Annotated in this window: 20 protein-coding genes; 12 read left to right on the top strand and 8 right to left on the bottom strand. The window is 53.4% G+C overall.

Annotated features, from left to right (window positions below):
- Positions 1-366: 366 nt before the first annotated feature.
- From HPY30_01210 to HPY30_01195, 4 genes are all read left to right on the top strand, one after another.
- Positions 367-813, top strand: a complete 447-nt coding sequence (locus tag HPY30_01210; protein ID QYZ67859.1) for a YcgN family cysteine cluster protein — start codon at positions 367-369, stop codon at positions 811-813.
- Positions 810-1,874: a DUF3549 family protein gene (locus HPY30_01205; GenBank protein QYZ64725.1), complete on the top strand. Its 1,065-nt coding sequence runs from the start codon at positions 810-812 to the stop codon at positions 1,872-1,874. The genes HPY30_01210 and HPY30_01205 overlap by 4 nt, the downstream gene beginning before the upstream one ends.
- A 283-nt stretch (positions 1,875-2,157) precedes the next feature.
- Positions 2,158-3,336 (top strand): Hsp70 family protein, encoded by a 1,179-nt coding sequence (locus tag HPY30_01200; GenBank protein ID QYZ64724.1) that lies wholly within the window; start codon positions 2,158-2,160, stop codon positions 3,334-3,336.
- Positions 3,337-3,364: 28 nt separating this feature from the next.
- Positions 3,365-4,530 (top strand): IS3 family transposase gene (locus tag HPY30_01195; GenBank protein ID QYZ64723.1). Its coding sequence is split into 2 segments (ribosomal slippage): positions 3,365-3,626 and positions 3,626-4,530, totalling 1,167 coding nucleotides; the frame shifts between segments, so codons are not numbered across the junction.
- On the opposite strand, the gene HPY30_01190 is transcribed toward HPY30_01195, so the two are convergent.
- Positions 4,527-4,760 carry a hypothetical protein gene (locus HPY30_01190; GenBank protein ID QYZ64722.1) on the bottom strand — a complete coding sequence of 78 codons (234 nt, stop codon included), beginning with the start codon at positions 4,758-4,760 and terminating at the stop codon, positions 4,527-4,529. The genes HPY30_01195 and HPY30_01190 overlap by 4 nt on opposite strands.
- 87 nt (positions 4,761-4,847) lie before the next feature.
- Here HPY30_01190 and HPY30_01185 point away from each other — a divergent pair, with 87 nt between their 5' ends.
- The 6 genes from HPY30_01185 to HPY30_01160 all read left to right on the top strand — a co-directional run bounded on the left by HPY30_01185 (position 4,848) and on the right by HPY30_01160 (position 12,997).
- The gene (locus HPY30_01185) at positions 4,848-6,626 is read left to right on the top strand and encodes a right-handed parallel beta-helix repeat-containing protein (GenBank protein ID QYZ64721.1); all 1,779 of its coding nucleotides are present in this window, start codon (positions 4,848-4,850) and stop codon (positions 6,624-6,626) included.
- A gap of 59 nt (positions 6,627-6,685) precedes the next feature.
- A complete protein-coding gene (locus HPY30_01180; GenBank protein QYZ64720.1) occupies positions 6,686-7,648 on the top strand; it encodes a hypothetical protein in 963 nt (320 codons plus the stop codon).
- A 92-nt stretch (positions 7,649-7,740) separates the two neighbouring features.
- Complete coding sequence (locus HPY30_01175) at positions 7,741-8,706, top strand: hypothetical protein (GenBank protein ID QYZ64719.1); 966 nt, start codon at positions 7,741-7,743, stop codon at positions 8,704-8,706.
- A gap of 53 nt (positions 8,707-8,759) precedes the next feature.
- On the top strand, positions 8,760-9,353 hold the full coding sequence (locus HPY30_01170; GenBank protein QYZ64718.1) for a hypothetical protein: 594 nt from the start codon (positions 8,760-8,762) through the stop codon (positions 9,351-9,353).
- Positions 9,354-9,417: 64 nt separating this feature from the next.
- A complete protein-coding gene (locus HPY30_01165; protein ID QYZ64717.1) occupies positions 9,418-11,430 on the top strand; it encodes a dynamin in 2,013 nt (670 codons plus the stop codon).
- Positions 11,381-12,997, top strand: coding sequence for a GTP-binding protein HSR1 (locus tag HPY30_01160; protein ID QYZ64716.1), 1,617 nt, complete (start codon positions 11,381-11,383; stop codon positions 12,995-12,997). The genes HPY30_01165 and HPY30_01160 overlap by 50 nt, the downstream gene beginning before the upstream one ends.
- A gap of 31 nt (positions 12,998-13,028) precedes the next feature.
- Here HPY30_01160 and HPY30_01155 read toward each other — a convergent pair whose 3' ends face one another.
- Complete coding sequence (locus tag HPY30_01155) at positions 13,029-13,157, bottom strand: hypothetical protein (protein ID QYZ64715.1); 129 nt, start codon at positions 13,155-13,157, stop codon at positions 13,029-13,031.
- Between the two features lie 161 nt (positions 13,158-13,318).
- Here HPY30_01155 and HPY30_01150 point away from each other — a divergent pair, with 161 nt between their 5' ends.
- Positions 13,319-16,891, top strand: a complete 3,573-nt coding sequence (locus tag HPY30_01150) for a hypothetical protein (protein QYZ64714.1) — start codon at positions 13,319-13,321, stop codon at positions 16,889-16,891.
- 5 nt (positions 16,892-16,896) lie between these two features.
- Here the strand turns inward: HPY30_01150 and HPY30_01145 are convergent, their stop codons facing one another.
- From HPY30_01145 to HPY30_01120, 6 genes are all read right to left on the bottom strand, one after another.
- A complete protein-coding gene (locus HPY30_01145) occupies positions 16,897-17,823 on the bottom strand; it encodes a hypothetical protein (GenBank protein QYZ64713.1) in 927 nt (308 codons plus the stop codon).
- A gap of 21 nt (positions 17,824-17,844) precedes the next feature.
- Positions 17,845-18,783, bottom strand: a complete 939-nt coding sequence (locus tag HPY30_01140; protein QYZ64712.1) for a hypothetical protein — start codon at positions 18,781-18,783, stop codon at positions 17,845-17,847.
- 367 nt (positions 18,784-19,150) lie between these two features.
- Complete coding sequence (locus HPY30_01135; protein QYZ64711.1) at positions 19,151-19,543, bottom strand: hypothetical protein; 393 nt, start codon at positions 19,541-19,543, stop codon at positions 19,151-19,153.
- A 216-nt stretch (positions 19,544-19,759) separates the two neighbouring features.
- Positions 19,760-19,969 carry a dodecin domain-containing protein gene (locus tag HPY30_01130; GenBank protein ID QYZ64710.1) on the bottom strand — a complete coding sequence of 70 codons (210 nt, stop codon included), beginning with the start codon at positions 19,967-19,969 and terminating at the stop codon, positions 19,760-19,762.
- Between the two features lie 218 nt (positions 19,970-20,187).
- A complete protein-coding gene (mutS, locus tag HPY30_01125; GenBank protein ID QYZ64709.1) occupies positions 20,188-22,752 on the bottom strand; it encodes a DNA mismatch repair protein MutS in 2,565 nt (854 codons plus the stop codon).
- Between the two features lie 222 nt (positions 22,753-22,974).
- On the bottom strand, positions 22,975-23,256 hold the full coding sequence (locus HPY30_01120) for a cupin domain-containing protein (GenBank protein QYZ64708.1): 282 nt from the start codon (positions 23,254-23,256) through the stop codon (positions 22,975-22,977).
- Between the two features lie 162 nt (positions 23,257-23,418).
- On the opposite strand from HPY30_01120, the gene HPY30_01115 reads away from it, so the two are divergent.
- Positions 23,419-23,955: a hypothetical protein gene (locus tag HPY30_01115; GenBank protein ID QYZ64707.1), complete on the top strand. Its 537-nt coding sequence runs from the start codon at positions 23,419-23,421 to the stop codon at positions 23,953-23,955.
- Positions 23,956-23,978: the final 23 nt, after the last annotated feature.

The following is a 23,978-nucleotide window of genomic DNA, read 5'->3' as shown; positions in this document are numbered from 1 at the left end:
AAATCTTTCCACAGATCCTGTGGATAACTTTGTGGGTAAGGTGATTAAGTTTGTCCCCAGCCCTTGCTGTTCCAGCATGGCCATTAAATTGTTTAATTTTTGCACAATACAATTTAATGTATATTTATCAAAAAGATAGAGTGTGTTTAATATGTATATTCACAAGAATAAAATGTAACCCAATAACCTGGAGCCTTCGTTTCACAAATGTGCATAAAGAGATTGACAAGCAGCTTCTCTAATGTCTTGTGCCGGATTTGGAAAAAAACTTAGTATGAGTAGGGGGATAGAGTTTTTCGTGAGAAATTTTCATTGCCTGATTAGCGCTGAAACCGGAGAATTGCACGGATGAAGAAAGAGGAACCAATGGTTGAGAAAAATAGAAAATTCTGGCGGGAAGTAAAACTGACGGAGATGAGCACGTTACAGTGGGAATCTCTCTGCGATGGCTGTGCCAAATGCTGTCTGCAAAAACTGGAAGACGAAGATACCCGTGAGATCTATTTCACCAATGTGGTCTGTGATCTACTGGACCTCGAAGATTGCCGCTGCACCTGCTATACAGATCGATCCGTGCTGGTTCCCACCTGCATCACATTGACACCGAAGGATCTGAAGGAGCTCTACTGGCTTCCCGCCACCTGCGCCTATCGTTTGCTGGCGGAAGACAAGGACCTGCCGGAGTGGCACCCACTGGTTTCCGGAAGGCAGGAGACGGTGGAGGAGAGTGGTAACTCGATTCAGGGTCGTGTGGTTTGCGAAGCGGAGGCCGATGACTTGGTTTTTCACTTGATCGATTGGGTCGAAACATGAGCGAGATAGCCAGCCTGACGGAGTTTCTCGAAACGGCCGGTGGACGTCTGCGTTTCTTCGACATGGGACGCCGTGTCAGCAAAATCCCCCACGATGATTTTCTCAAGTTCGAAAGAACCGAGCTTCCCTACCCACAGCCACTGCAGCAGCAGGCCTGGTTTGCCCTGGTCATGCATGACCATGAAAGTCAGGATGAACCTTTTATATGGTTCCTGCGTTTCCCACTGGACGAGCAGGGCAAGCTGGTGCTGGCCGCGCGGGACGATTTCATGCATCGACTGGTGGAGAGCCTGGGGGAAAAACTCAAGGCGGAAAGCAATGGAGAACAGTTCCAGGCTGCGTTGGAGGATAACCCCTACGTCTTTCAACCAAAACAGGAACGCTTGGCTGTGCTGCACGCCAAGCTTACCCTGCTGTTGAAACAGCCTGCTTCCCGCTACTATGATCATGCGGTCGGCTATTTTCAGGGTAAGCTCGGCTGGGATCAGTGGTCTTTTCTTGGCTATCAGGGCATTGCTGATCTGGCTGCCCGCTGCGCCGAGCCGGAGATGGCCAGGCAAATCGCCGAGGCGATTCCACATCTACCCCCATCCCCGTTGGAGGCGCTCTGTCATTGTCTGGAAAATGAAGCGGTGCCGGTGGCGATTGCCAAAGCGCTCTGTAAAAGGGTGGAAGTGACTCTTGCAGAGGACGAATCTGATCCCCAAATTATCACTGCCGGGATTCGTGGCATCTCTAACAGCATCTCCCTGACCTTTAGGGATCAGCTTATCGTCAGTGTGCTGAATCATCCGATTGCCTCCCGCAGCGATGTGCTCACGGCGATTGGAGGCCGGGCCTGGGAGACGCTGGAGGACGAAGGCATTCGCTGCCGCTATCTTGAATGTCTGGCGGCATCTGATGAGTCGCAGGATTTTTTCAACCGGGTGCTGGCCGATCTGCTTTTTCTTCCCGGTACCCGCAGTTTCATGTTGGCCAGTCTGCGTGATCCCAAACGATCCGAGACACTGTCGGCAGCCATCGGTGAGTTTTTTTCCAGCATTCGGTCGCCAGTAACCTGAAAGCTGCGTTAGAATTCCGGGAACGGAGACAATCCGGTCCGCCAAGTGTTGTTTAACTATCCGCTATTGCACGGATTGAAATCGACCCCTCATGTGCGCTTGCGAAAACCAATCCGGAACTCCCCCCAGTGCGCGCTCCAGGTATTCCGATTGTTAGGCGCTATACTGTATTTGAGAGGAGGATCACAACGCAAAATTGATGTCTGGCGATGCGGCGTTTCCCCAAGCCTTACATTACCTACCTGTGATCAAGCTGTAACCTCGTTGAAGATGGATCAGGGCCATGCGCCTGGGTATTGATTTCGGTACTTGTTATTCCAGTTCCGCGTTTCTGTTGCGGGATGACCTTGTATTGGTCAAGGAACCTCTCTCCCATACTTTTTCATTCCCATCGAGTCTCTATATAACTCAGCAGGGCGAAGTCCTGGTTGGACAAGCGGCCGAAAACCAGCGTTTGCGAGCCTTGTTCCGCTACCGAAGCGGCTTCAAACGCGATCTGGGTCAACAGGAGCCATTCCAGCTCGGCGAGCGGGCAATGCAGCCGGAGGAACTGGTCGCAGAGGTCCTGAAAAAGCTCAAAACTGAAGCGGAGCAGATGAACGGTGGGACCGCCATCTCCTCAGCGGTTTTGACAGTTCCGGCGATCTACGCCGATTACAAACGCGGACTGATGGCGCACGCCGGAATGATGGCTGGGCTTGAGGTAGCTTTGTTGGATGAGCCGGTGGCAACAGCCATCTACCACACCTGGAAAGCGGGCGCAGAGCAGCGGTCCTCCGGTGGAGAGGTCGTGCTGGTCTACGATCTTGGCGGAGGTACCTTCGACGCGGCTCTGGTACGCAAGACCGAATTCGGCTATGAACTGCTTGCCCTTCCTGTCGGTCTGGAGCAGTGCGGCGGGATGGATCTCGACCGCATGATTTTCGAGCATCTCAAGCGAAATTGCAGTCAGGAGTTGCGCGCTCTGCTCGAACAGCGGGATGAAGATGCGATGCGCCTGCGGGCCATGGTTACAGAGTGGTGCAGGGGGCTCAAGCATCAACTGAGTGAAGCTCAGGAGGCGTTCGTATCTATCCCTGTTCCCGGTGCAACAGCTATGGAGCCATTCAGTCTCGACAGGGATACCTTTAATGAGATGGTCGCTAGTTTGGCAAAGGAGACGGTCCAGCTCTGCCATAAGCTTGTCGAGATGGCAGGGATTGGCTGGGAGTCGGTAGACTACCTGTTGATGGTTGGGGGATGCAGCCGGATACCCTATATCAAGGAGTTGCTGGAAAACGAGTTTCAGTGCCGGGTTGAACGGGTGGACGATCCGGAACTGGCCATATCGCGTGGTGCGGCGATCTATGCCGCCGAACTGGAGCGGCGAGATGATAATCCAGTCGTCTCAGCGAACGGTGGCTGGGGACTCTTCTCGAGCATCTCCGTGACGTGGTCCAATGGACAGGTACACCCCAGTTAAGCATCATTGACTTAACTGAGGTAGAAAAATGAAAGAACGAAAGAAATATTCGAAGGAATTCAAGCTAGACGCGGTCAGTCTGGTTCTTGAGCAGGAATATACTCGAAGGGAAGCAGCAAACAGTCTGGGCATCAATGCCCAAATGCTGGGGCGCTGGGTGAAAGAACATCAGGCAGAAGATGGGCAGGCATTTCGAGGCAATGGCAAGTTGAGTTCTGAACAGGAAGAAATCAGGAAGCTCAAGGCTCAGGTTAAACGCCTTGAGATGGAGAAAGAAATCTTAAAAAAAGCAACGGTATTCTTTGCAGCAGAAACGAAGTGAAATATTCGTTCATCACCCAGCATAAGAATGCCTATCCAATCAGCTTGCAATGTCAGGTTTTGGGTGTGAGTCGTAATGGTTACTACCAGTATCAAAGGGGCTTGGGTAACAGGCCAGACCGAATACATCAGGAGATGCTGGAGTGGGTTGAGGATATCGCCAAGAGTTCAGACTACACTTATGGCAGTCGCAGAATGAAAAAAGCCTTGAATGTCCTGGGCTATCCGGTGAGTCGGAATAAGGCAAGGAAGTTAATGCGTGAAGCCAATGTACAGGCGCGTCAGCGCAGGAAATATAAGGTTACGACAAACAGTAACCACCAGCAGTCGGTTTTTAACAACCTGCTCAAGCGAGAGTTTGCTGTGGCCCAGCCCGATCATGTCTATGCGGCGGACGTGACTTATGTATGGACCCAGGAAGGCTGGTTATACCTGGCGGTAGTGATAGACCTGTATTCACGTAAAGTGGTCGGCTGGAGCATGAGTTCCCGGATGAAGGCAAAGCTGGTCTGTGATGCATTGCAAATGGCGATCTGGCGACGTCGACCGAAGGGCGGATTGATTCACCACTCAGATCGTGGTTCTCAATATGCCAGCAAGGCTTTTCGGCGGTTACTCAAAGCCCATGATATCAATGGCAGTATGAGCAGGAAGGGTGACTGCTGGGATAATGCTGTAGTGGAAAGCTTCTTTGGCAGCCTCAAGCAGGAACGGGTGCATTGGAGAAGCTACCAGACACGTTACGAAGCCCAGCAGGACATATTGGAATATATTTCCATGTTTTATAATAGTACGCGGCTGCATTCATACCTGGATTATATGAGTCCGAATGATTTTGAGCAGCAAATGATGGCGCAGAAAAAAGCGGCTTAACTGGGTGTAACAAAATCCTTGACCACGTCACCGAGGCGATTCAAACGGTTAAGCCTGAAACCTGCATCCAGGTGGAACCCGGGATCTATAGGGAAACCCTGATCATCGATAAACCGGTGGAAATTACCGGTGCGGGTGCGGTCGATCAGATCATTGTTGAATCGGAGACTGGCCCCTGTGTTTCGATGCAGACAGAGTATGCAACTCTGAGAGGGCTTACCCTGCGCCATACTGAGTCCTCGCGAAAGCGTGAGGAATCGGAGAGCCGATCCCGCGATGCGCATTGCGCCGTGTCGATCTCACAAGGAAAACTCACAATGGTCGAATGCCGGGTGACATCTCAAGACGGCCCGTGCATCCTGATTAGCGGCGCACAAACCGATCCGCTGATCCGCAAGTGTCGGATACATCATGGAAAGGACTCAGGAATTGCGATTTCCGAGAACGCTGCTGGAACGCTCGATCATTGCAAAATCGTTGAAAATACAGGTCCTGGAATTTCTGTTTCCACCGGCGCCACTCCCAAGATCGACCACTGTAATATCCGCGGAGGAAAGAGTAACGGTATCCGTTTCAGCGACAATGGAATGGGATCGGTTGAGTATTGTGATATACGCGGCACTGAAAAACCAGGCGTTTCCGTCGATGCCACGAGCGCTCCCACCATCTCCCACAGCAATATCCATTTTGGAAAGCAATCCGGTATGTGGGTCCAGTCCAGTGATGGCTGCATCGTGGAGGGGTGCGATATCCACGATAATCAGGAGGCTGGCTTGGTGATTGGGCCGGGAGGAAACCCTGAAATCCGCTCATGCAGAATTCATGATGGTACGAAAGAGGGTGTGCTTACTGCTGGCGCAGGAAAAGGTACCTTCAAAAATTGCGATATATTTTCCAACTCCGGCCCCGGTGTATTGGTTACCCGGGGCAGTGATCCAAGATTTACCCTCTGCAGAGTGCACAACGGAAAAGATGCCGGAGTGATTTTCGACACCGACGCGGCCGGATCACTGGACCAATGTGGAGTCCATTCCAACAGCAAGGCAAATATCATAAGTATAAAAGGAGCGTCCCCAGATGTGCGGCGATGCACAATCCATGACGGGGAAATGACCGGAGTATCTGTTATTGACAGTGGTAAGGGAGAGTTCTTTGATTGCGACATATTTGCCAACGCTAAATCCAATATAGAAATCAAGCGCAAAGGTGATCCACTGTTCCGTGGCTGTAAAATCCATGACGCAACAGCCTCTGAAATCATCGTATCTGACAAGGGCTTGGGAACATTTGAGAAGTGTGATATTTCGAAGGCGGATGACGGCACTTTCTGGGATGTTACCTGCATGGAGATCACCGGTGGTTCCAGACCCTCAATCCGAGACTGCAAACTGCATGGAAATGCTGCACATGGTTTCCTGATAGAAACTGCTGCGAAGTGCTTGATTTCGGAGTGCGAACTCTTAGATTTCCAGTATGGAATATATATTACCGGTCGGGCTAACCCCATAATCCGCAACTGCATCCTGCACGACACAGAATGTGGAATCTTCTTAGATAGTCAGGCTCAAGGAGTGATTGAGTATTGCGATATCAAAGAGAATTTATTTAGCGGAATTCAAATTTCTGAGCGGGCAAGGCCACAAATACGCGACTGTAAGATACATGAAAACCAAGGTGTTGGCATTTTCGTTTCGGCACAGGGGCGTACAACAATTGAGAACTGCACCATTGAAAAAAATACGGGCGGATCCTGGGAGATAGAACTGCAAAGCGATGTAAACATCGTCTGGTCGCAAGACCCGTATCAAAAACTACGCGAGCTGTTAGCCAAGAGCGGCAGCGGTGTCACAGGCGCAAAACGCGAGACGTTCCGGTTGGTCCGCGAGATAACCGGCCATCAATGCATCGACAAAAAGAGAAAGATGCACGGTGTTCCCTACCAGTTGCTGCGCAACTTGAACGAGGCATGGATACAAGCGGGGCACAGCCCGCTGTCTCAGCAAGCGTGGTTCTCCGAAGACGAAGAGATCACGACGACAGGCTGGTTCAGTGATGAAAGCTGGATGCTGCGAAGACTCCACGAACTGGGACTCTGACTGTGCCTAAAACATCTGGCACACCATGGGTAATCCCACGACCGACATGGGACTGAAGTATGATCGATTTCGATGACTATCTTGAATCGCTCGATGATGATTTCGAGGACACTCATGAAATTGCTGAACAGATGGAGAGTGAATATGGCGGGATAGAAGGTAACGAGTTTGCTGTTCCCGATATTCCAGACGGTGACGCATCTGAGTTTAGTCGGATCATGGCCGCCGAAACCATTGGGGAACCTATTAACATTCTGGATGCGAACTTCCCGACAGAGAGTATTACTTACGGAGAAGGATACTGGGCCACTGAATTGTTCGATGCAAAATCATTAATCACCGCCAACGTTCAGCCTGAAGATGTCATCGGAGACCCATGGGCTCATCTGCAGTACTGGCGAATGCAGCCTGAGCCTGGAGCCGGTGCGACGACTTGTCAGAATTTCATTCTGTCCGAGCAACTTGAGGCGGGGATATCGGACGAACAGCTAAGCGCGGTGGCGACTGACGCGGGGTGGCAGATTGATGGAGCCGGAACCCCGTTTGCTGATATCGGCAATCTACTAGAATTCGGCGGCTTGGAGGTCGAATACGACCAATCCGCCACCCTCGATGACTTGGTCCAACAGTTGGCGGAAGGACGAACGGTTCTCGCGGCCGTGAGTACAACCAAATTGTGGGCCCCGTCCGCCGATGATGACAATCTGGGCGACTATCCGGGTATTCCCGGCCAGCAAGCCTTGGGTGCGGTTCAGGTCATCGGCATCGACCAGGCCGATGCGCAGAACCCGGTTGTCATACTGAACGATCCGGGTTTGCAAAATGGGTCGGGCATCATGATTTCAGCGGATGATTTTATTGATGCATGGAACGAGAGCGATGGTTACATGGTATCGGCGACAGGAGCAGTTGCAGAATCCTCACCCCTGTTGGAGGGCGGCTACAACAAATGGGGATATTGGCAGTATGACGATGGTACTTGGGAGGAAGACTTCAAATGGGGTCATTATTACAATTATTGACGAGCCGGACCGATTCATGAGGAAACAGTTGCGTGGAATGATCGGGTGGATCTGCGCAAGATACAGACCAATATCCTGGTATGGAGAGGATGATGAATGAGCTATTCGATCAGTTTGACGAATTTGAAGACGACCTCTGGGATCCAATTGCTGGCGATGCAGTGGAACCCGTAGCTGATTTATCGGTCGGTTCAGCCTATCAGGCTCCCGTCGAGTGGAATGGCATCCTTACCTCCCCAAGTGAAGAGAATGATGAGTATTTGCCCGATGTTGAGCCTATGGATCTGACTGATCTATCCTCAATCCAGTCACTTGACTCTGGCGAACTGCAGCCGGAAAACAGGTCGGAGTCCTCCTTTATCGAGTATCCCGTTTTTGATCCGGAGAACGCCGATCTGGAGCAAATTGTAGGCGATCCGGCCCAGGACATGGAGAACTGGCACATGCAGGCGACCCAATCATCTTGCGCATTGGTCTCTCAGGAATTTATTCTGGATAAGGTGCTTGGGCGCGATGTCACCGAAGAGGAACTGACCAGTGTTGCAACAGATGCGGGTTGGTACACCCCCGGTGGGGGAACGCCGATGAATGAGATGGGACGCATACTCGAACATTTCGAATGCCAGGTCGACTATGACATTAATTGCAACCTGGATGATCTATCGGCAAAGCTTGAGCAGGGAGAATCGATTTTAGTCGCGTTGGACTCTGATGAAATATGGAACACAGGGGCCGATCTTGACGACATGCTTTCCGAGTATTTCGGCATGCCTGGTCAGGATGCCAACCATGCGGTTCAGGTTATCGGTATCGATTACAGTGATCTGGACAGCCCCAAGGTAATTCTGAATGATCCCGGTTCCCCAGATGGTAGTGGGGTCATGATTCCAGCCGATAAATTTATGGACGCCTGGGAAGACAGTAATCATTTCATGGTGTCCAGTGGTGCATCCCAGGTGTCGGATCAGATGATCGGCAACTACTATGATCGCTATGGAAACTGGTATTACGATGATGGTACGCCAGATAGATATAACTGGGACACGGGCTATTACTGACTTGACCACCGTTTAAATTGCAATCATGAGCTTATTCAGCAGGAGAATCGATCATGTCGCACTTAAGTGAACAGACTCAGGAAACTCATTCGAACAGGTCAACACAGCAGTCGATCCGCAGGACCTCCACGCTACTGGAAAGACTCAGAAAAACCCCCTGGTTTCAGCAACTGATTCCTGCGGAAGCGGGCATAGGATGGCCGATCCCCTTACGCAGGAACGGAAAGGTCTACATACGAATCCCGTTTTTCGGATTCTCGCCCACGAGCGAGAAGGGAAAAAACGCCCTGTTTCCGCCATTTGCCCTGGTTACCCTGGATTGGGCCAGCCTGGTTCCGGTTGAATATGTAAACCTGCAGTTTCGCAATCCTTGGCCTGATGTGGAGTGGGGGAAGCCTGTCGGACATTTTCCTCACGAGTCAGTCGCCTCCCTTGCCGTCGGTGAGTACAAAGAAAAGCGTAAGGAACTGCTTGATCTATACAATGAGCTGTTTGACAAGCTGTCGCAGGGATCTGATTTCTCTGAAGAATGGAATCACAGATTTTCTACAGCACTAAATATGCTGATGGAGCCGTCACTGGAGCCCTACTACAGGACACTCGGCAAAAAGTTTTTTGATCACTATCTCCCGTCGAAAACGCGTTAATGGTTAAGGCAAACATTGTCTGCATTGAGGATTGAAAAAAAACCGAGTTACGAGAGATCATCCCATGCTTGCGTTTACACAATACAAAAACAGCGCACTGCTGTTAATTCGCAGTGCAATCGATCTGGCGCAATCCCAAGGTGAGGGTTCGATAGCCGGGGAGTTGGAAGAAGCCGCCAAGCACCTGACAGAAGAGAAGATATATATCGTCGCATGCGGTGAATTCAAGCAGGGTAAATCATCGTTCATCAATGCACTGCTCGACGAGCCTAATCTGTTTCCTGTCGATATTGACATCACCACGAATCTGGTCTCCACCATCAGTTACGGTTCCCACGAAGTGATTGAGGTGTTGGCTGGTGAGACAGGGAACATAGTCCCCATGGCGATCAGCCGCGACGAAATAGCGACATTCGCTACCGAACAGAAGAACAAGGACAATGTAAGAAATGCACGCTTGTTGACGATCATAAGTCCGAACGAATTGCTGAAAGACGGACTTGTGTTCGTGGACACACCGGGAATTGGCGGCCTGAATGAACGACATACGGAGGTGACCCAGACATTTATCCCGAATGCGGATGCCGCAGTTTTTGTCAGTGATGCTCATGCACCACTAACCACATCCGAGCTGAACTTTATCTCCAACATCGCGCACCACTGTCCCCGTATCATTCAGGTTGTGACAAAGATCGATTCGGTTCAGGATTATACAAAGATCGTCGAAAGCAACCGCGCTAAACTGGCCGATATACTGGGTGACGGCAAAGAGCAGATCGCTGTTGTTCCGGTATCAAGTCTTGCAAAACTGGATTATCTTGAATCCCAGGATGAGGAGGATTTGGCGGACAGCAACTTTGATGTTTTTTGCGAACAGTTGTGGAGACTGATCGGCAATAACAGGGCAGCAACATTGACGCTGCATGCATTGAACAGGCTATCGCTTGCCATGGCAAGACTGAACGAGCCGCTACAGGTTGAACTGAGTGCAATCGAGCAACGCAGTAAACAAAAACTCGAAGCGCTGGAACAGCAGTACCGTGACTCGAGGAGCCGGCTGCAGGAGATGTTGGACAGCAACACCCAGTGGAGGACTATGCTGAGTGATGGACTTCAGGATATACGCATGGAGGTACTGGCGGAATTTCAAGATGGTTTCGTCGGGATAAATCGCCATAACAACGCTAGTCTGGATGATGAAGCCCTGCTGCGAAATCCACAGCAGATCGTGGGTCTTCTTGAGTTGAATATCGACTCCCTCATGACGGATCTGTGGGCGTCACTGAACAAGCGGGCGAGCAACTTGTTCGGACAGATGGAATCGGTCACTGGATTGAGCATGGGGGTAGTTGGCCTGAATAAAGAGGGCATCCTCAAGGCAGAAATCTCTGCAGATGAAATGGAAACGCAGGACTCCGATTGGTTCGCGAAATCCCGTTCCGTGGCGCGTGGCGGGATTTTCAATATCTATGCGGGCAGTGTTGTCGGTGGCGTGTTAGGCCTCGTGGTCGGTGGTGCCCTAGGAGTAGTGACTGGAGGTGCAGGGTTCCTTCCTGGCGTCGAACTCGGGCTTATGGCAGGTGCTGCGCTGGGTGGAGTCGCCGGAATTGCGTCTGGTGCCAAGGAAGGATTGTCGCAGATCACAGAAAAGGACAGGAAAGCAAGAAAGGTCCAGATCGTAAAGATCATCAGACCATATCTCGAAGACAGCCAGCGCCTGTGCCAAAAGAAGCTTACCGAGGCGACTTCAAAACTCGAACGCATTATGCGGGATGAACTCGTCAATCAGCTCAGAGAGGAGAAGCAACGATGCGAGCGCACCCTCGCTTCGATTTCCGACGGTGGCAAACTGTCTCGGAAAGCGAGCGAGGAGAGATCGCTCACAATCAAGCGGGAAATCCAAAGAATTACCCGGATTAGCACAGCAGCACGGGAATCGACGAGAACCATCCTATCTATATTCGCAGCCGAAAGTACCCACACGGGCCGGGATGAGGTGATGAGTCGCATCAAGAATCAAGCAACGCATGATCAGAAGCCGGAAATTGCTGATAAGGGCGGCTGGGCTGACGGATAGCGTGAATATCCAGCAAAATGCCAGAGAACTGTTCGAGTCAGTTCTTGCCCTGACTCAAGGCCACCCCTCCCTACAGGAACTGCATTGTGAACTGCAGTCTCATTACCAGCGGCTTCACCAGCCCATGCAGGTTGCCATTGTCGGGAAAATCAAGGCGGGTAAATCGACCATGATGAATGCGCTGCTCGGTGAGCAGATGGTGGCTACCGGCGCGGAGGAACTCACCTTCAATGTCAACTGGCTGAGATATGCTTCGGAACCGTTTCTGCTGGTCCACTACAAGGATGACCGTCCAGCCGAGGAGAAGTCCCTCGAAGAGCTGGAATCGCTGACCCGACGAAGGGGTTTCGATTTGGAACAATTGAAACAGGTCAAGTATGTCGAAGTCGGTTACCCAAACGATATGCTGAAAAACTTCAACCTTATCGATACCCCCGGCCTTGGGTCTGCCTATCTGGATGACAGCCGCAATACCCTTGATTTTCTCGGTCTGGATGCACACAAGCTCACTGAGCGAACCGAGGCTGAGGCCTCAGGTGCGGACGCTATCCTCTATTTGTTCAGCCAGAGCATAGGCCAGTCGGACAAAAGCATTCTTGAAGAGTTTCAGGGCGCAACCATAGGAGAGGCGTCGCCGATAAACACCATCGGTGTGCTTACACGAATTGACGCCTATTGGCCGACAGAGGACAACCCGTTGGCCGGAGGACAAAATGTCATTAACCGGCTCCGCTCAGAGCATAATGAGGTCAAGGGGGTTTTTTATAATATTTTTCCGGTTTCCGGGCTGTTGGCGTTTGGTGCAAAGACCCTTACCAGGGAAGAACATGGGACGCTTCTGCAATTGGCCAGGTTGCCGCAAACGCGTTTCCAACGACTGATCCGGAACGTCAATCGCTTTGCTCAACGTGAATACGACGACATCGACGTCTCCTCGCAACGTCGGCAATCACTTCTGATGCGGCTGGGGCAATTTGGTATAGGGGAGGCATATTCAGCAATATCTGACGGCATTGGCGAAAAGGATGCTCTGTCTCAGGCGTTGGTCAACCGGAGTGGTCTGCCCCAGCTCACTGATTGTGTCATGTCTCATTTCGGCAACCGCGCTTTTTTGATCAAGCTGAGTACCGGATTGCACAAGACCGCTGCGAGTTGTTTTGTTGCAGAAAGAAGACTCTCCGGATTGGAGCGCGGAATCGTCTCGCAGATCAGGGCGAAGTTCGAGGCCTTTGAAGCACAGCAACATGAATTCACCGAATTGCGAATACTGCGCAGCTACTACGATGGTGGACTGGAGATTTCCCCGGATGAAGCGCAACACTTGCTGCAGATAACCGGCGAGTATGGCGCGTCCATAGGCGAAAGACTGGGGGCTGACCAGCAAGCGGACCCCGCGACTCTCCTTGCTGCCTGCCGTGAGCGAAAGAGGTATTGGTACCAAAGGGCGAATGACGTAATGGGTGCCGGCAGGGCTACTATTTCGGCTGCAAATGCACTCGCACGATCCTACGAGAGGATCGAGTACAATCTTAGTCGAGGCCCCGGATCTGCAGATCGCCAAAATTGAATCGGTCAGCCTGATTGCGGGAGAGCACTTTTTAATGGTCCAGGCGAAAACCGATCTTCACGGTGACCTGCCAGTGAGACACCTTGCGGTTCTCGATATGGCACATGTAGTCGTGGCGTTTCTGTATGGTAATCAGTGAGAGGTATTGGCTTATGGGCATCCGGCGATTAGTAAGTATGCATCGAGAGTGGTTATAATTTATTCAGATGGACAATCACACATGCTGACGGATCAGATTTCCCAATCAGCAACTGGTGGGCCCCCATCGACCGGGGAGTAATACCGGATTTCCCCAAAGTGCTTGATCATTGGGAGTTTGATATGGGCAGCGCTAACAATCGTTTTTCCCCGTCTCTGCATTACTTCGCAGAGGCCTGCATAGTCCTCTGCCTTTTCCTGGGGTATCTCACTCCGACATTCTCTGAAACCGCTATTCAGGATGGTGCCATCCCTATCGACCAGCTGCGTGCTGCCCAGCAGAAGGAACTGGATACTCTGCGTGAGCGTTATCGAAATCAGGCAAATCAAGGGGGTGCCGACCAAGATGCCCTCTTTGACCGCTACCTATCCGATCGAAAGCGGGTCCAGGACAAATACAACCGGCTGGATACCCGTAACCAGCGCGTAGATGAGATGATCAAACAGACCGGCGCCGCCCAGACCGGGAGCAACACCAAGGATGTGCGGGCCGATGTGGATACTGCGGGCAACACGGACCAGATCGATGAGAGGATGGTCGATGAGTTGAAACGCCGCGGTCACGATGTCGATACCAGCAATCCCAGCAAGGTGGTCGATCACACGGATGACCATGTCTACTGGCGCAAGGAGACCGCTGCGGGGAACAAGGCCAAGGAGACCGATTTTGACTCCTTCAAGACCCCCGGTGGGCGCGATGCCACCGGCAACCTCGGGGAGGTGAGGGATGCACGGGGTGAGGGGATCGACCACTCATCCAAATATCACCACGGGCGCGCGGACGGTGACCTGAAGACCATGGGCAAGTCGGTGTCGAAGATGGACAAGGCGTCGGACCGGGTCAGGTATGACGAGAGCAAAGGCGCTTTTGTCAAAGATCAGGGGGAGTTCAGACGTTCGTTGGCACAGCATCCTGATCCGGAGATGAGGGAGTTGGCTAGGATCGAGCCGAAAACCGGAAAATCCCAGGCTGACACGCTGGTCGACCAGGCAAAGGCATTTCAGAAATATGGTGATCCGGTGACCGCAGGCATTGCCGATCTGGGTGATTCGCCCGAGGTTCAGGCGCAAAAGGTGAAAGAGTGGCAAAAGAGATCCAACAAGTACATGGATGCAGCGGAGCAGAGGGCTAATCGTCGTGGAGATGTTCGGGATAAGGTGAGGGAAAACTTCGACCAGTCCTATCGCAACGCAAACAGTGCCGATCCGGCAGAAAGGGAGTGGAACAGAAACGCTGCTGATAACATCGATAACGATCGGCGGCGTGTACGGGAGGGCAACGAGGTCGGCGATAGATTTCTCAGTGGCGAGAAACGCAGGAAGACAGCTGATGAGACCTACAGTGGCGGCTGGAAAGATCGGGGAGAGCCGGCCAAGGGCGCGATCCCGGACGAGGAGTTGAAACAGCGACTCGGAGAAGCGGAACAGCGGGCCCGCTCCGATACGGCAGAAGCGGGTAAGAACAAAACAGCAACCCAGACCAGCGGCTCGGAACTGGAGAACGGAGCCACCGGCAAGGCACGGACAGCCACCCCGGAGGCGGATCTTCCGTCCTCCGGAAAGCGCCCCACCTGGGCTGATGGCCCGAACGATGTGGCTGTTGTGGGCAAGGGTGGCAAAGCCAAGGTGACCGGTATCGACGGGCGGGTGCCCAAACCCAAGTCCAATATTGCCGGTGCTGCTGGCGCGGGCCTAGAAGCCGGTCTGCAAGTGGGCGACGCGACAGCCAGGAAACTCGGTGAAGTGCTGGATCGGGACGATCAGACCGTCACCGGGAAAGACCTGGTGGATATCACCAAAGAGGGCTCGGGATATGAACCGATGCGCAAGGTGGTGGAAGATACCCGGATGCGCCAACGCATCAAAAAGATCGAGCTGGAAAACAAAATTCGTGATCTGGAGAAGAAACCTGGGCCGTTAACCGCTGCTGAACAGCGTGAACTGGGTCGGTTGAAACAGCAGGCCGCCAATACCGATACGACCACCTCAAATTTGCAGGACCTGGGACAACAGATGCTGGTCGATCCCAACAAGGAGATCGTCAGCCGCCGTATGAAAGAGATGGAGGCACAAGCCAGGGCGGAGGGGCGCAAGCCGGAGTTCCTGAAGGACGGCCTGCCGGCCATGGCGAAGATAGGGGCCGAAGGGTTTGGCAATGCCACCGGCCTCGGGGCGGCCGCCAGCATGAAGGCCGAGATGGATACCTACAATGAACGCTCAGACTGGTCGGCCCAGAAGAATTACATGCGCCAACATCTCGAAACCAAGGCACGAAAGGCGAACCAGCGTACCCGAATCGCGGTTGCGGAACTGGAGGGCATTCTCTTCTCGGGTAACCCGGACAGCCCGGAGAACCTTCAGCGCATCGAGCAACTGCTGGCCGCAATCGCCGCTAACAAGGCCGAGATGGACAAGATTGTCGCCATCGCCAACGGCAACCTGAGCGAAGTCGACCCGAAAAAGCTCGCCGTCATCAGAGGGCTGGCAGGCAGCCACCCCGATCCCAACGCCATGCGTGACTACGCGCGTCAGATGACAGAAGGCGCACGACAGAAAGCGAACGAGGAAAAGGCCAGACTCGCCGAAGAGGAGAACAAGAAGAGCGGGGAGGCCGATGACGGCTGGGGAACCGCCGAGAGCGGTTACGGCGATGAGGCGCCAATGAGAGCCGCCTCAAGCGAAGAGGCACTCACTGACAAGATCACCGAGATCATGCTCACCGAGCCGGACCCTGAACGCCGAAAGGAACTTATCCGCCAGGCCATCCGGGAACACTCCGGTGGTGGCCGACAGGATGGCGGCTGGGGCAGCGGCGCCTCTGACGATGGTGAATGGGGTGATGGTGGCTACGAGCAGGCCAGCCCGGCTGAACAGTATGTCAGCGCTATCATGGCGGCTAATGCCAGCTGCGACTTTCAGCGCGCACTGGATCTGGCCAACCAGGCACGCGTGGCTGACCCGAACCATGTCTGGCTGAATCAGAACTATGACGTGATTCAGTCCCTGGCGAACCGTCAACAGGCCTATCGGCACGCCCTCCAGGCTGCCATCGGCTCTCTGGAACACGGTAAATCCGCTGAAAGCATTGGCTCACTCAAGACGGCGATGCAGAATGCTTCGACCCAGTGCGGTCAGGATCAGACGGTTCGCTCCCTGCTGGAAGACGCCAAACGAATTGCCAGGATGGAGCGTGAAGAGGCGATTGAACGGGCTCGTCTGGAAGGGGAGAGGAGTGCCTACGAGCGTGAGCGTTCGCAGGCACGTTACCAAAGGGAACAGGAGGACCGAAGACGTTCCGCGGAAGCCTTGAGGGGGGCATTGATGGGTGTTCTGGGGGCGGTCAGTCAGGCAAAGACGGTACGCAACACCAGCACTTCAATCCCGACTCCCTATTCCGACGACATCATCCAGCGCAAGGTGCGTGAGAACGAACGCAAATATGGCGACCTGATGAAAAAGTACGAGCAGAGCCACAGGGAAAATCTCCACACTGCGCCCAAGACATCCAGGCTGCGAAGCTCCAACAGCTCAGCCGGCACGAATTCAAGCTGGGGAGGCACTTCCAGCGTACCTCAAACCCGTTCGCCATCGAGCCGGGGGGGACCACTACCGCCCGCGGGAGGATTACTTGGCCCCGCAACTGGTGGTTATGAGTGCAGCGGACCGAAGGAGTGGTGCGACAAGAACCGACCCTGAGTCTGTCAGGGTTCGATGGAAAACCTGATCAGCCTGCTGACACATCCGGTCTCGATGCAGACCTCACCTTTGTAGGTGTAGGTGCCGGACTTGGCACCTGACGGAATCTTCTGACGAAAAGCGGAGGTCTGTCGGCCGCTGCTTTTTCGATCGATCTTTTCTTTGGGATAACCTGGCAGCGCCTTGCCGTTGAACAACAGGCTGCGGGTCTCTGTGACTGCTATCGTCTCCCTGTCCCCGCTCTCTACCACATAGTCCAGCATCAGCTTGAGGGTCTCGCCGTGCCTGATACGGGACGGATTCACTACCGCTTCGAATTGCCGGATGGCAGGTTTGGCAACTGTCGCCAAGGCAGGAGTCAGAGTGGGTGATGGCGCAGCTGTCAGTGTCGGCTGCTGGGGAGGTGTCGGTAGTGCGGCCTCCACCTCTTCTGCGACCATGGTACTCCTGTCCAGGAACTGAATGGCTGAGTGGGTCAACTGATCTTCGACCCAGGCAGCCGTTGCGATCTGGTCCGTCAGTTGAGAGCGCTGAATAGTGATGAAACCCCGATTACCCATATTTGACGAGAAATGGATGTGCAGCTTATAGGTATGTTCCGGTTGAACATCAGTAATATGGCCGACGGTGCCGGCACTTGCAAAATAGTCACCTGGATCTTCTGCAGCACGCCTTAAGTATCGACTGGGATTCTTACTGGCTACAATCGCCCTGTGTCCTGTCTTTCCCTCATAGATATGGAAGTATTCGTACCAGTCGGTACGAAAGACAAATTCGCGATCCGCAAATGCCTGACGCAGTTCTGCGTTTCTTTTTTCGCTAAGGAGTGGCGTGCTGGCACAACCACTCAGCAGAAGGCTCAGGCTGATGAGCAACAATAGTGTAAACTGCACGCCGATGATTGGCGTAACGCGCTTTTCTTTGGTTAACATCGGCAGATTCCTTGTCCTGTCTCAGGGTTCGATGGAGAATCTTACCAGTCGGCTGGTGCAGCCGGCAGGAATGCAGACCTCGCCCTTGTAGGTATAGCTGCCGGGTTGGGCCTTGGAGGGTATCTTCTGCCGGAAATTGGTCGAATGCCTGCCGTTGCCACGGGTTTCCTGTCGTTCTTTGGGATAACCCGGCAGGGCCTTGCTGTTGAAGACCAGGTTGCGCGATTCAGTCACCTGCACCGGCTTCCCGTCGGCCGCGTCGATGGTGTAATCGAGTTGCAGTTTCAAGACCTCTCCGTGCCTGACACGGGATGGTGTTGCGGTTACGCTGAGGCGGGAAATAGATGGTTCAGTCATCTGCACCGGGGTAGGTACGGTGGGTGTAGTGGGGGTCAGTTTTGGCTGCATCGGTGGTGCCGGTAGTACAGCAGGGATCTCAGCGGCATCTGTTTCCGTCTTATCAAGGAACTTGATGGTTGCGTTAGTGAGCTGGTTTTCTACCCAGGGCACTGTGGCCATACTATCGGTCATGTCTTCATAGTATTCGCTTCCCCAGGAATCTTTGTTGGGTGACATGATAATGATAGAGCCAGCATCTCCCTGTGAGGACTTGAATGTGAGGAAGAGTCGATAGTTGTAGGAAGGCGCGATATTTATGAAAGTTGCGGTATCGCCGCCACGAGAAACCAGATCACCCAGCTGGTGTTTTCGCTTCTTTACCATGCTGGTCTGGTTATGCATGGTGGCATAGAAGTTGCCCATTGGTTTGCCCTTGTAGATGACCATGCCATGGTGCCAGTCGGTACGAAATACAAATTCCCGTCCAACAAAGGCTTCCTTAAGGTTTTCCACATGACCATCCGTGAGTTTTATTGACGGGGCGCTGCAGCCACTCAATACCAGAACGAAGATGGTAAGCGTCAGGGTGATGGCGTTGGGTTGGGAGACAGTTCCTTTCATTTTCCGTCCTTTCGGCTTGGTCGGTGGTTCTTTTGGATGGATGCACAGGCGATGTTGGGGAAACTATACCATCTGTGGAACGTAACGGCAGGTGGCAGCATCGTCTCCCACTCTATTCTTCAAGAAGCGAAAGATAGTGAAATAGGGTAAGGCGGAGGTCTTGCTTAAGGCGATAATGTTCATATGCCAAAGGCTTGAAATCACCTGCCTTGACAAACAGTAGGTCATGTTAGCGTAGCGTAGCGTAACACGACAATATTGGCGCAAATTGCTGGGTTACGGCCAATAAGACGGCCTAACCCAACCTACTCAAACGTTCGAGTATTGGCACGTTGTTTAAGTGAGTGACACTCATCTCTGCCCTTTTTTAAGTACGGGTCCTGCGACTCAGCACAATCTTTCCGCCAATAGCCGAAAAAACGCCGCACATCAACAGGTATACCAGGCTCATCAACTTCAGATGGCTGTAATCAAGTGAGGTCATCAGAGAGACCAGGCCAGCCAATGTGCAGGCCACTATGGGGTTGATCAGATGTGTGGAGCGGGCGAAAGCGATTGTAATGGCGCCCCCTATCAGCATGGCGACAATGAAAGCCAGTGCCGCACCACCAAGCCAGAGTACCTCCTTGTATTCTGATAGCCACGGCGATTGAAATCCATAGGCACCAATCAGGGCCGCGACCAAAACATAAACCAGTTGTATTACCAGTCCAATAATGACCGTCGAGACAAAACCTACGGTGATGGCTTTCCAGTCCATTTCATCTCCTGTGTTATCTGGAAAAGTGCAGAGGATATTTCGACGTGATTCTCTCCTACCCATTGTTGGCTGTACCTGATCAGGATCAGTTCCTGCGGTATATATGGCCCACTTGTATTGACCAATCCAGCGGTCCTGCCACTCTCTCCGATCCCAATGGGATCGATCCCTTACGTTTTCAGTGACGCTGCAAGACGAGGGCTAAACAGGGTCGTCTCAGTCATCCAGGCGAAAGCCGATCTTCACGGTTACCTGCCAGTGAGCCACCTTGCCGTCCTGAATATGACCACGGGACTCGACCACTTCGAACCAGTTCATGTGGTGGACAGATTTTCCGGCGCGTTCAACTGCATTGCGGATGGCATCGTCGCTGCTGACGGTAGAGGAACCCACCACTTCGATTTTTTTGTAGACATGGTCACTCATTATTTTACTCCTTATATTGAAGGTGTGATGAAATATCCCAGCCGTATTCGGTTTAGGATATCTCTGATTAACAGGGTCTTTGTCATCTCGACCGGAGGGTGCGATCTCAAGCTACACAGCGCATAGCAGATAATGAGGTGTGAGATTTCTCACTACGTTCAAAATGACAGTTGATCAGGGATTGATTCGTAAATAACAGTCCATTTTATAAGTTGAGGCTATTTTTTTTCCAGCTCTTTTTTCAGCAGGTAGAGCTGTTCCAGAGCCTTTCTGGGCGACAGGTCATCGGGATCGATCTCGCGCAACATATCAAGTGCGGGAGACTCCTGAGGCTCCGCCGCAAACAGAGACAGCTGGTTCTGCTGCTGGTCCGCGTGTTGCTGGGCCGCCTGTTCCAACTCCCCTAATCGCTGCCGGGCACGTTTTATCACGCCCTTGGGAACCCCTGCCAGCGCCGCGACCTGCAGACCGTAACTCTGATTTGCGGGACCCTCCCGCACAGCGTGCAGAAAGACGATGGAGTCGCCATGTTCCACCGCATCGAGATGTACATTGGCAATGCCGGGATACTCCTCGGGCAGGGTGGTCAGCTCAAAGTAGTGGGTGGCGAAGAGGGTAAAGGCGTGGATGCGTGTCGCCAACTCGACGCCACAGGCCCAGGCGAGGGAGAGTCCGTCGAAGGTTGAGGTGCCGCGTCCGATCTCATCCATCAACACCAGACTCTGCTCGGAGGCGTTGTGCAGGATATTTGCGGTCTCCTCCATCTCCACCATAAAGGTGGAACGTCCACCGGCAAGATCGTCTGACGCGCCGATGCGGGAGAAGATGCGGTCGATGGGGCCTAGCCTGGCCGCCTTTGCCGGTATGAAACTGCCCGCATAGGCCAGCAGCGTGATGATTGCGATCTGCCGCATGTAGGTCGATTTGCCGCCCATGTTGGGGCCGGTGATGATCAGGATGCGGCGTTTTTCATCGAAGCGCACATTGTTGGCAACGAAAGGTGTGCTACTGACCTGCTCCACAACAGGGTGGCGGCCATCGTGGATCTCAAGGCCAGGCTCCTGGTGCAGCTCAGGTTGGCACAGGTCGAGGGTCTCGGCCCGTTCCGCCAGATTACAAAGAACATCCAGGGCGGCGAGACCCTCTGCACAGTTTTGCAGGGGCTGGAGATGCGCTCCCAGCCGGTCCAACAGTTCATTGTAGAGTGATTTTTCCCGCGCCAGTGAGCGCTCTCTGGCACTGAGTACCTGATCCTCGAATTTCTTTAGTTCCGGGGTGATGAAGCGTTCCGCCCCTTTCAATGTCTGGCGGCGGACGTAGTCCTCCGGTGCCTTGTCCGATTGGAGGCGGCTGATCTCGATGTAGTAACCATGCACCCGGTTGTAGCTGACCTTGAGATTGCTGATGCCGGTGCGTTCCCGCTCCCGCTGTTCCAGGTTGAGCAGAAACTGGTCGGCGTTCTGCGACAGGTTGCGCAGTCTGTCGAGCTCTTCATCATAACCTTCCGCCAGCACGCCGCCGTCGCGGATCAGCATCGGCGGCTGTTCGATGATGGCGCGCTGCAGCAGGTCGTGAACCTCCGGGTGTTTGCCTATCTTATCCGACAGGACGCCAGGCAGGGGCGAGGTGAGCAGTGTCAACTGTTGCTGCAGTTCGGGAAGGGTTCCGAGGGCGTCCCGCAGCACACTGAGATCCCGCGGACGTGCGCTCTTCAGTGCAACCCTGGCAAGGATTCGCTCGATGTCGCCGATGCCTTGCAGCGTCTCCTGCAAGGCGGGGAAAGCACGTTGGTTGAGTAACTCATCAATAGCCGCGTGGCGCTCAGAGACGGCACCGGCGTCGCGCAGGGGTCGGTTGATCCAGCGCCGCAGCATGCGGCTGCCCATCGGCGTGGCGGTGCGGTCCATGATCCCCGCCAAAGTGTGTTGGGGCTGATTCGACAGGGAGTGATCCAGTTCGAGATTTCGGCGGGTGGCGGCATCGATGATGATGGCATCTTCACGCCGTTCTACCCGCAGGCTGCGGATGTGGGGCAGGGCACTGTGCTGGGTCTCCTCCACATACTGCAGCAGGCAACCGGCAGCACCGACTGCAAAGGGCTGATCCTGACAGCCGAAGCCGGTGAGTTCACGGGTGCCGAACTGGCGTGTCAGCAGTTGGGTGGCGGCATCCAGATCGAAATGCCAGACAGGGCGGTGGGTGATGCCACACTGCAGGTCGAGATGCTCTGGCAGGCCGGAGTCCTCATCCAGCAGCAGTTCAGCCGGGCGCAGTCGTTCGAGTTCGCTGGTTAGCGCTTCATCGGTGTCGAGCTGTTGGACTGTGAAACGGCCGCTACCAAGGTCAAGCACTGCGAGGCCAAAACCCTTCTCCGTTTCATAAAGTGCAGCCAGTAGATTTTCCCGCCTATCTTCGAGCAGAGCCTCGTCAGTCACCGTGCCGGGTGTGACGATACGCACTACCTTGCGTTCCACCGGACCTTTGCTGGTTGCCGGGTCGCCGATCTGCTCGCAGATGGCGACTGATTCCCCCAAACGCACCAGCTTCGCCAGATAGCCCTCGGCGGCGTGATAGGGCACCCCGGCCATTGGAATCGGTTTACCTGCGGACTGGCCCCGCTTGGTCAGGGTGATATCGAGCAGGCGTGAGGCCTTCTCCGCATCAGTGAAAAAGAGTTCGTAAAAATCCCCCATGCGATAGAACACCAGCATATTGGGGTGTTCCCCCTTGATGCGAAGATACTGCTGCATCATTGGGGTGTGTTTGGGTGCGTTTTCCGTCATTTGGAGCTGGGTTGGAGCCTTAAATTGTCTTGGGGGATAAGGTTACAGGTTTCGGGTGACAGGTGTCGGGATTGACTGATTCCCCTCCCATGGGAGGAGGTCATTCTGCGAGGACGGAAAAAAAATATGACAGCTTCCTCCTGACCCGAATAGTTACCGCAATAATCTTGCTGTCACCTGTCACCTGTCACCTGTCACCTGTCACCTGTCACCTGTCACCTGTCATCCAAAGCTATAATGCTTCTCCACGTCCTTGAGAATCTGCCAGGTGCACTGCATTCCGGCAGGAAAGGTTACCAGATCACCGCGTCCAAACTCCTGGGGCTCACCGCCCTCCGGCGTTACTATGACCTTGCCGCGCAGGAAATAGCAGGTTTCGCTCTTGTCATAGGTCCACTCGAATGTGGACACCTCTTTTTCCCAAGTTGGCCAGTCAAAAACACCGGTAATTTCCAACTTCATCGCAGAGGGACGGTGTTCATAATGAATTGTGTGTTGTGTCATATTTGGTATCTGTTCGTGATCCAGGTCGGGAGAGTCTAACCTGAATTGAGGGGTGCCGTCAGGTGGCTCCCTCTATTATTCATGCGCCATTTCGTGATGATCTGATTTGATTGGTTTATGATCACCGGAAATGCCAGACCCTCATCCGGCTCGGAAAACACCATGAATGTTTTTATCCTCAATACTGGTCGCTGTGGCTCCACCACCTGGATCGAGGCCTGCAAGTACATCCGCAACTACACTGCGGCCCATGAATCCCGAGGTCATCTTATCGGCGAGCAGCGGCTGGCCTATCCATCCCGGCATATCGAAGCGGACAACCGCCTATCCTGGTATCTGGGTCGACTGGATGCGCTGTATGGGGACGATGCGTTCTATGTACATCTGAGTCGCAATTGGAATGAGACAGCGCAAAGTTTTTCCAGGCGTATCGATTTCGGCATCATGCGCGCCTATCGAGAGGGCATCCTGCAGAACATGGAGCCTGACTATAGTGCCGAAGCATTGGCGCATGATTATATCGAAACGGTGGAGAGCAATATCGCACTATTTCTCAAGGACAAACACAATAAGATAAATGTTCGGCTCGAATCGGCCAAAGCTGATTTCTCTCTCTTCTGGAAAGTCATTGGCGCTGAGGGGGAATTGGAGAAAGCACTGGCGGAATTCGATGTGCGACACAACCCGTCCAGTAGCTGAATGCTGCTGAAGTGGGGCAGCAT

The sequence above is a fragment of the Gammaproteobacteria bacterium (ex Lamellibrachia satsuma) genome (genome assembly GCA_019623805.1).
Classification (GTDB): domain Bacteria; phylum Pseudomonadota; class Gammaproteobacteria; order Chromatiales; family Chromatiaceae; genus QGON01.
Note: the sequence above shows the minus strand (reverse complement) of the source record. Positions and strands in the feature narration are given on the sequence as shown.

Bases quoted from the DNA above. Each gene is read 5' to 3' on its own strand.
- HPY30_01210 (QYZ67859.1), top strand. From the start codon at position 367: ATGGTTGAGAAAAATAGAAAATTCTGGCGGGAAGTAAAACTGACGGAG.
- HPY30_01205 (QYZ64725.1), top strand. From the start codon at position 810: ATGAGCGAGATAGCCAGCCTGACGGAGTTTCTCGAAACGGCCGGTGGA.
- HPY30_01200 (QYZ64724.1), top strand. From the start codon at position 2,158: ATGCGCCTGGGTATTGATTTCGGTACTTGTTATTCCAGTTCCGCGTTT.
- HPY30_01190 (QYZ64722.1), bottom strand. From the start codon at position 4,760: ATGGCGCAGGGTAAGCCCTCTCAGAGTTGCATACTCTGTCTGCATCGA.
- HPY30_01185 (QYZ64721.1), top strand. From the start codon at position 4,848: ATGGTCGAATGCCGGGTGACATCTCAAGACGGCCCGTGCATCCTGATT.
- HPY30_01180 (QYZ64720.1), top strand. From the start codon at position 6,686: ATGATCGATTTCGATGACTATCTTGAATCGCTCGATGATGATTTCGAG.
- HPY30_01175 (QYZ64719.1), top strand. From the start codon at position 7,741: ATGAATGAGCTATTCGATCAGTTTGACGAATTTGAAGACGACCTCTGG.
- HPY30_01170 (QYZ64718.1), top strand. From the start codon at position 8,760: ATGTCGCACTTAAGTGAACAGACTCAGGAAACTCATTCGAACAGGTCA.
- HPY30_01165 (QYZ64717.1), top strand. From the start codon at position 9,418: ATGCTTGCGTTTACACAATACAAAAACAGCGCACTGCTGTTAATTCGC.
- HPY30_01160 (QYZ64716.1), top strand. From the start codon at position 11,381: ATGATCAGAAGCCGGAAATTGCTGATAAGGGCGGCTGGGCTGACGGAT.
- HPY30_01155 (QYZ64715.1), bottom strand. From the start codon at position 13,157: ATGCCCATAAGCCAATACCTCTCACTGATTACCATACAGAAACGCCAC.
- HPY30_01150 (QYZ64714.1), top strand. From the start codon at position 13,319: ATGGGCAGCGCTAACAATCGTTTTTCCCCGTCTCTGCATTACTTCGCA.
- HPY30_01145 (QYZ64713.1), bottom strand. From the start codon at position 17,823: ATGTTAACCAAAGAAAAGCGCGTTACGCCAATCATCGGCGTGCAGTTT.
- HPY30_01140 (QYZ64712.1), bottom strand. From the start codon at position 18,783: ATGAAAGGAACTGTCTCCCAACCCAACGCCATCACCCTGACGCTTACC.
- HPY30_01135 (QYZ64711.1), bottom strand. From the start codon at position 19,543: ATGGACTGGAAAGCCATCACCGTAGGTTTTGTCTCGACGGTCATTATT.
- HPY30_01130 (QYZ64710.1), bottom strand. From the start codon at position 19,969: ATGAGTGACCATGTCTACAAAAAAATCGAAGTGGTGGGTTCCTCTACC.
- mutS (QYZ64709.1), bottom strand. From the start codon at position 22,752: ATGACGGAAAACGCACCCAAACACACCCCAATGATGCAGCAGTATCTT.
- HPY30_01120 (QYZ64708.1), bottom strand. From the start codon at position 23,256: ATGACACAACACACAATTCATTATGAACACCGTCCCTCTGCGATGAAG.
- HPY30_01115 (QYZ64707.1), top strand. From the start codon at position 23,419: ATGAATGTTTTTATCCTCAATACTGGTCGCTGTGGCTCCACCACCTGG.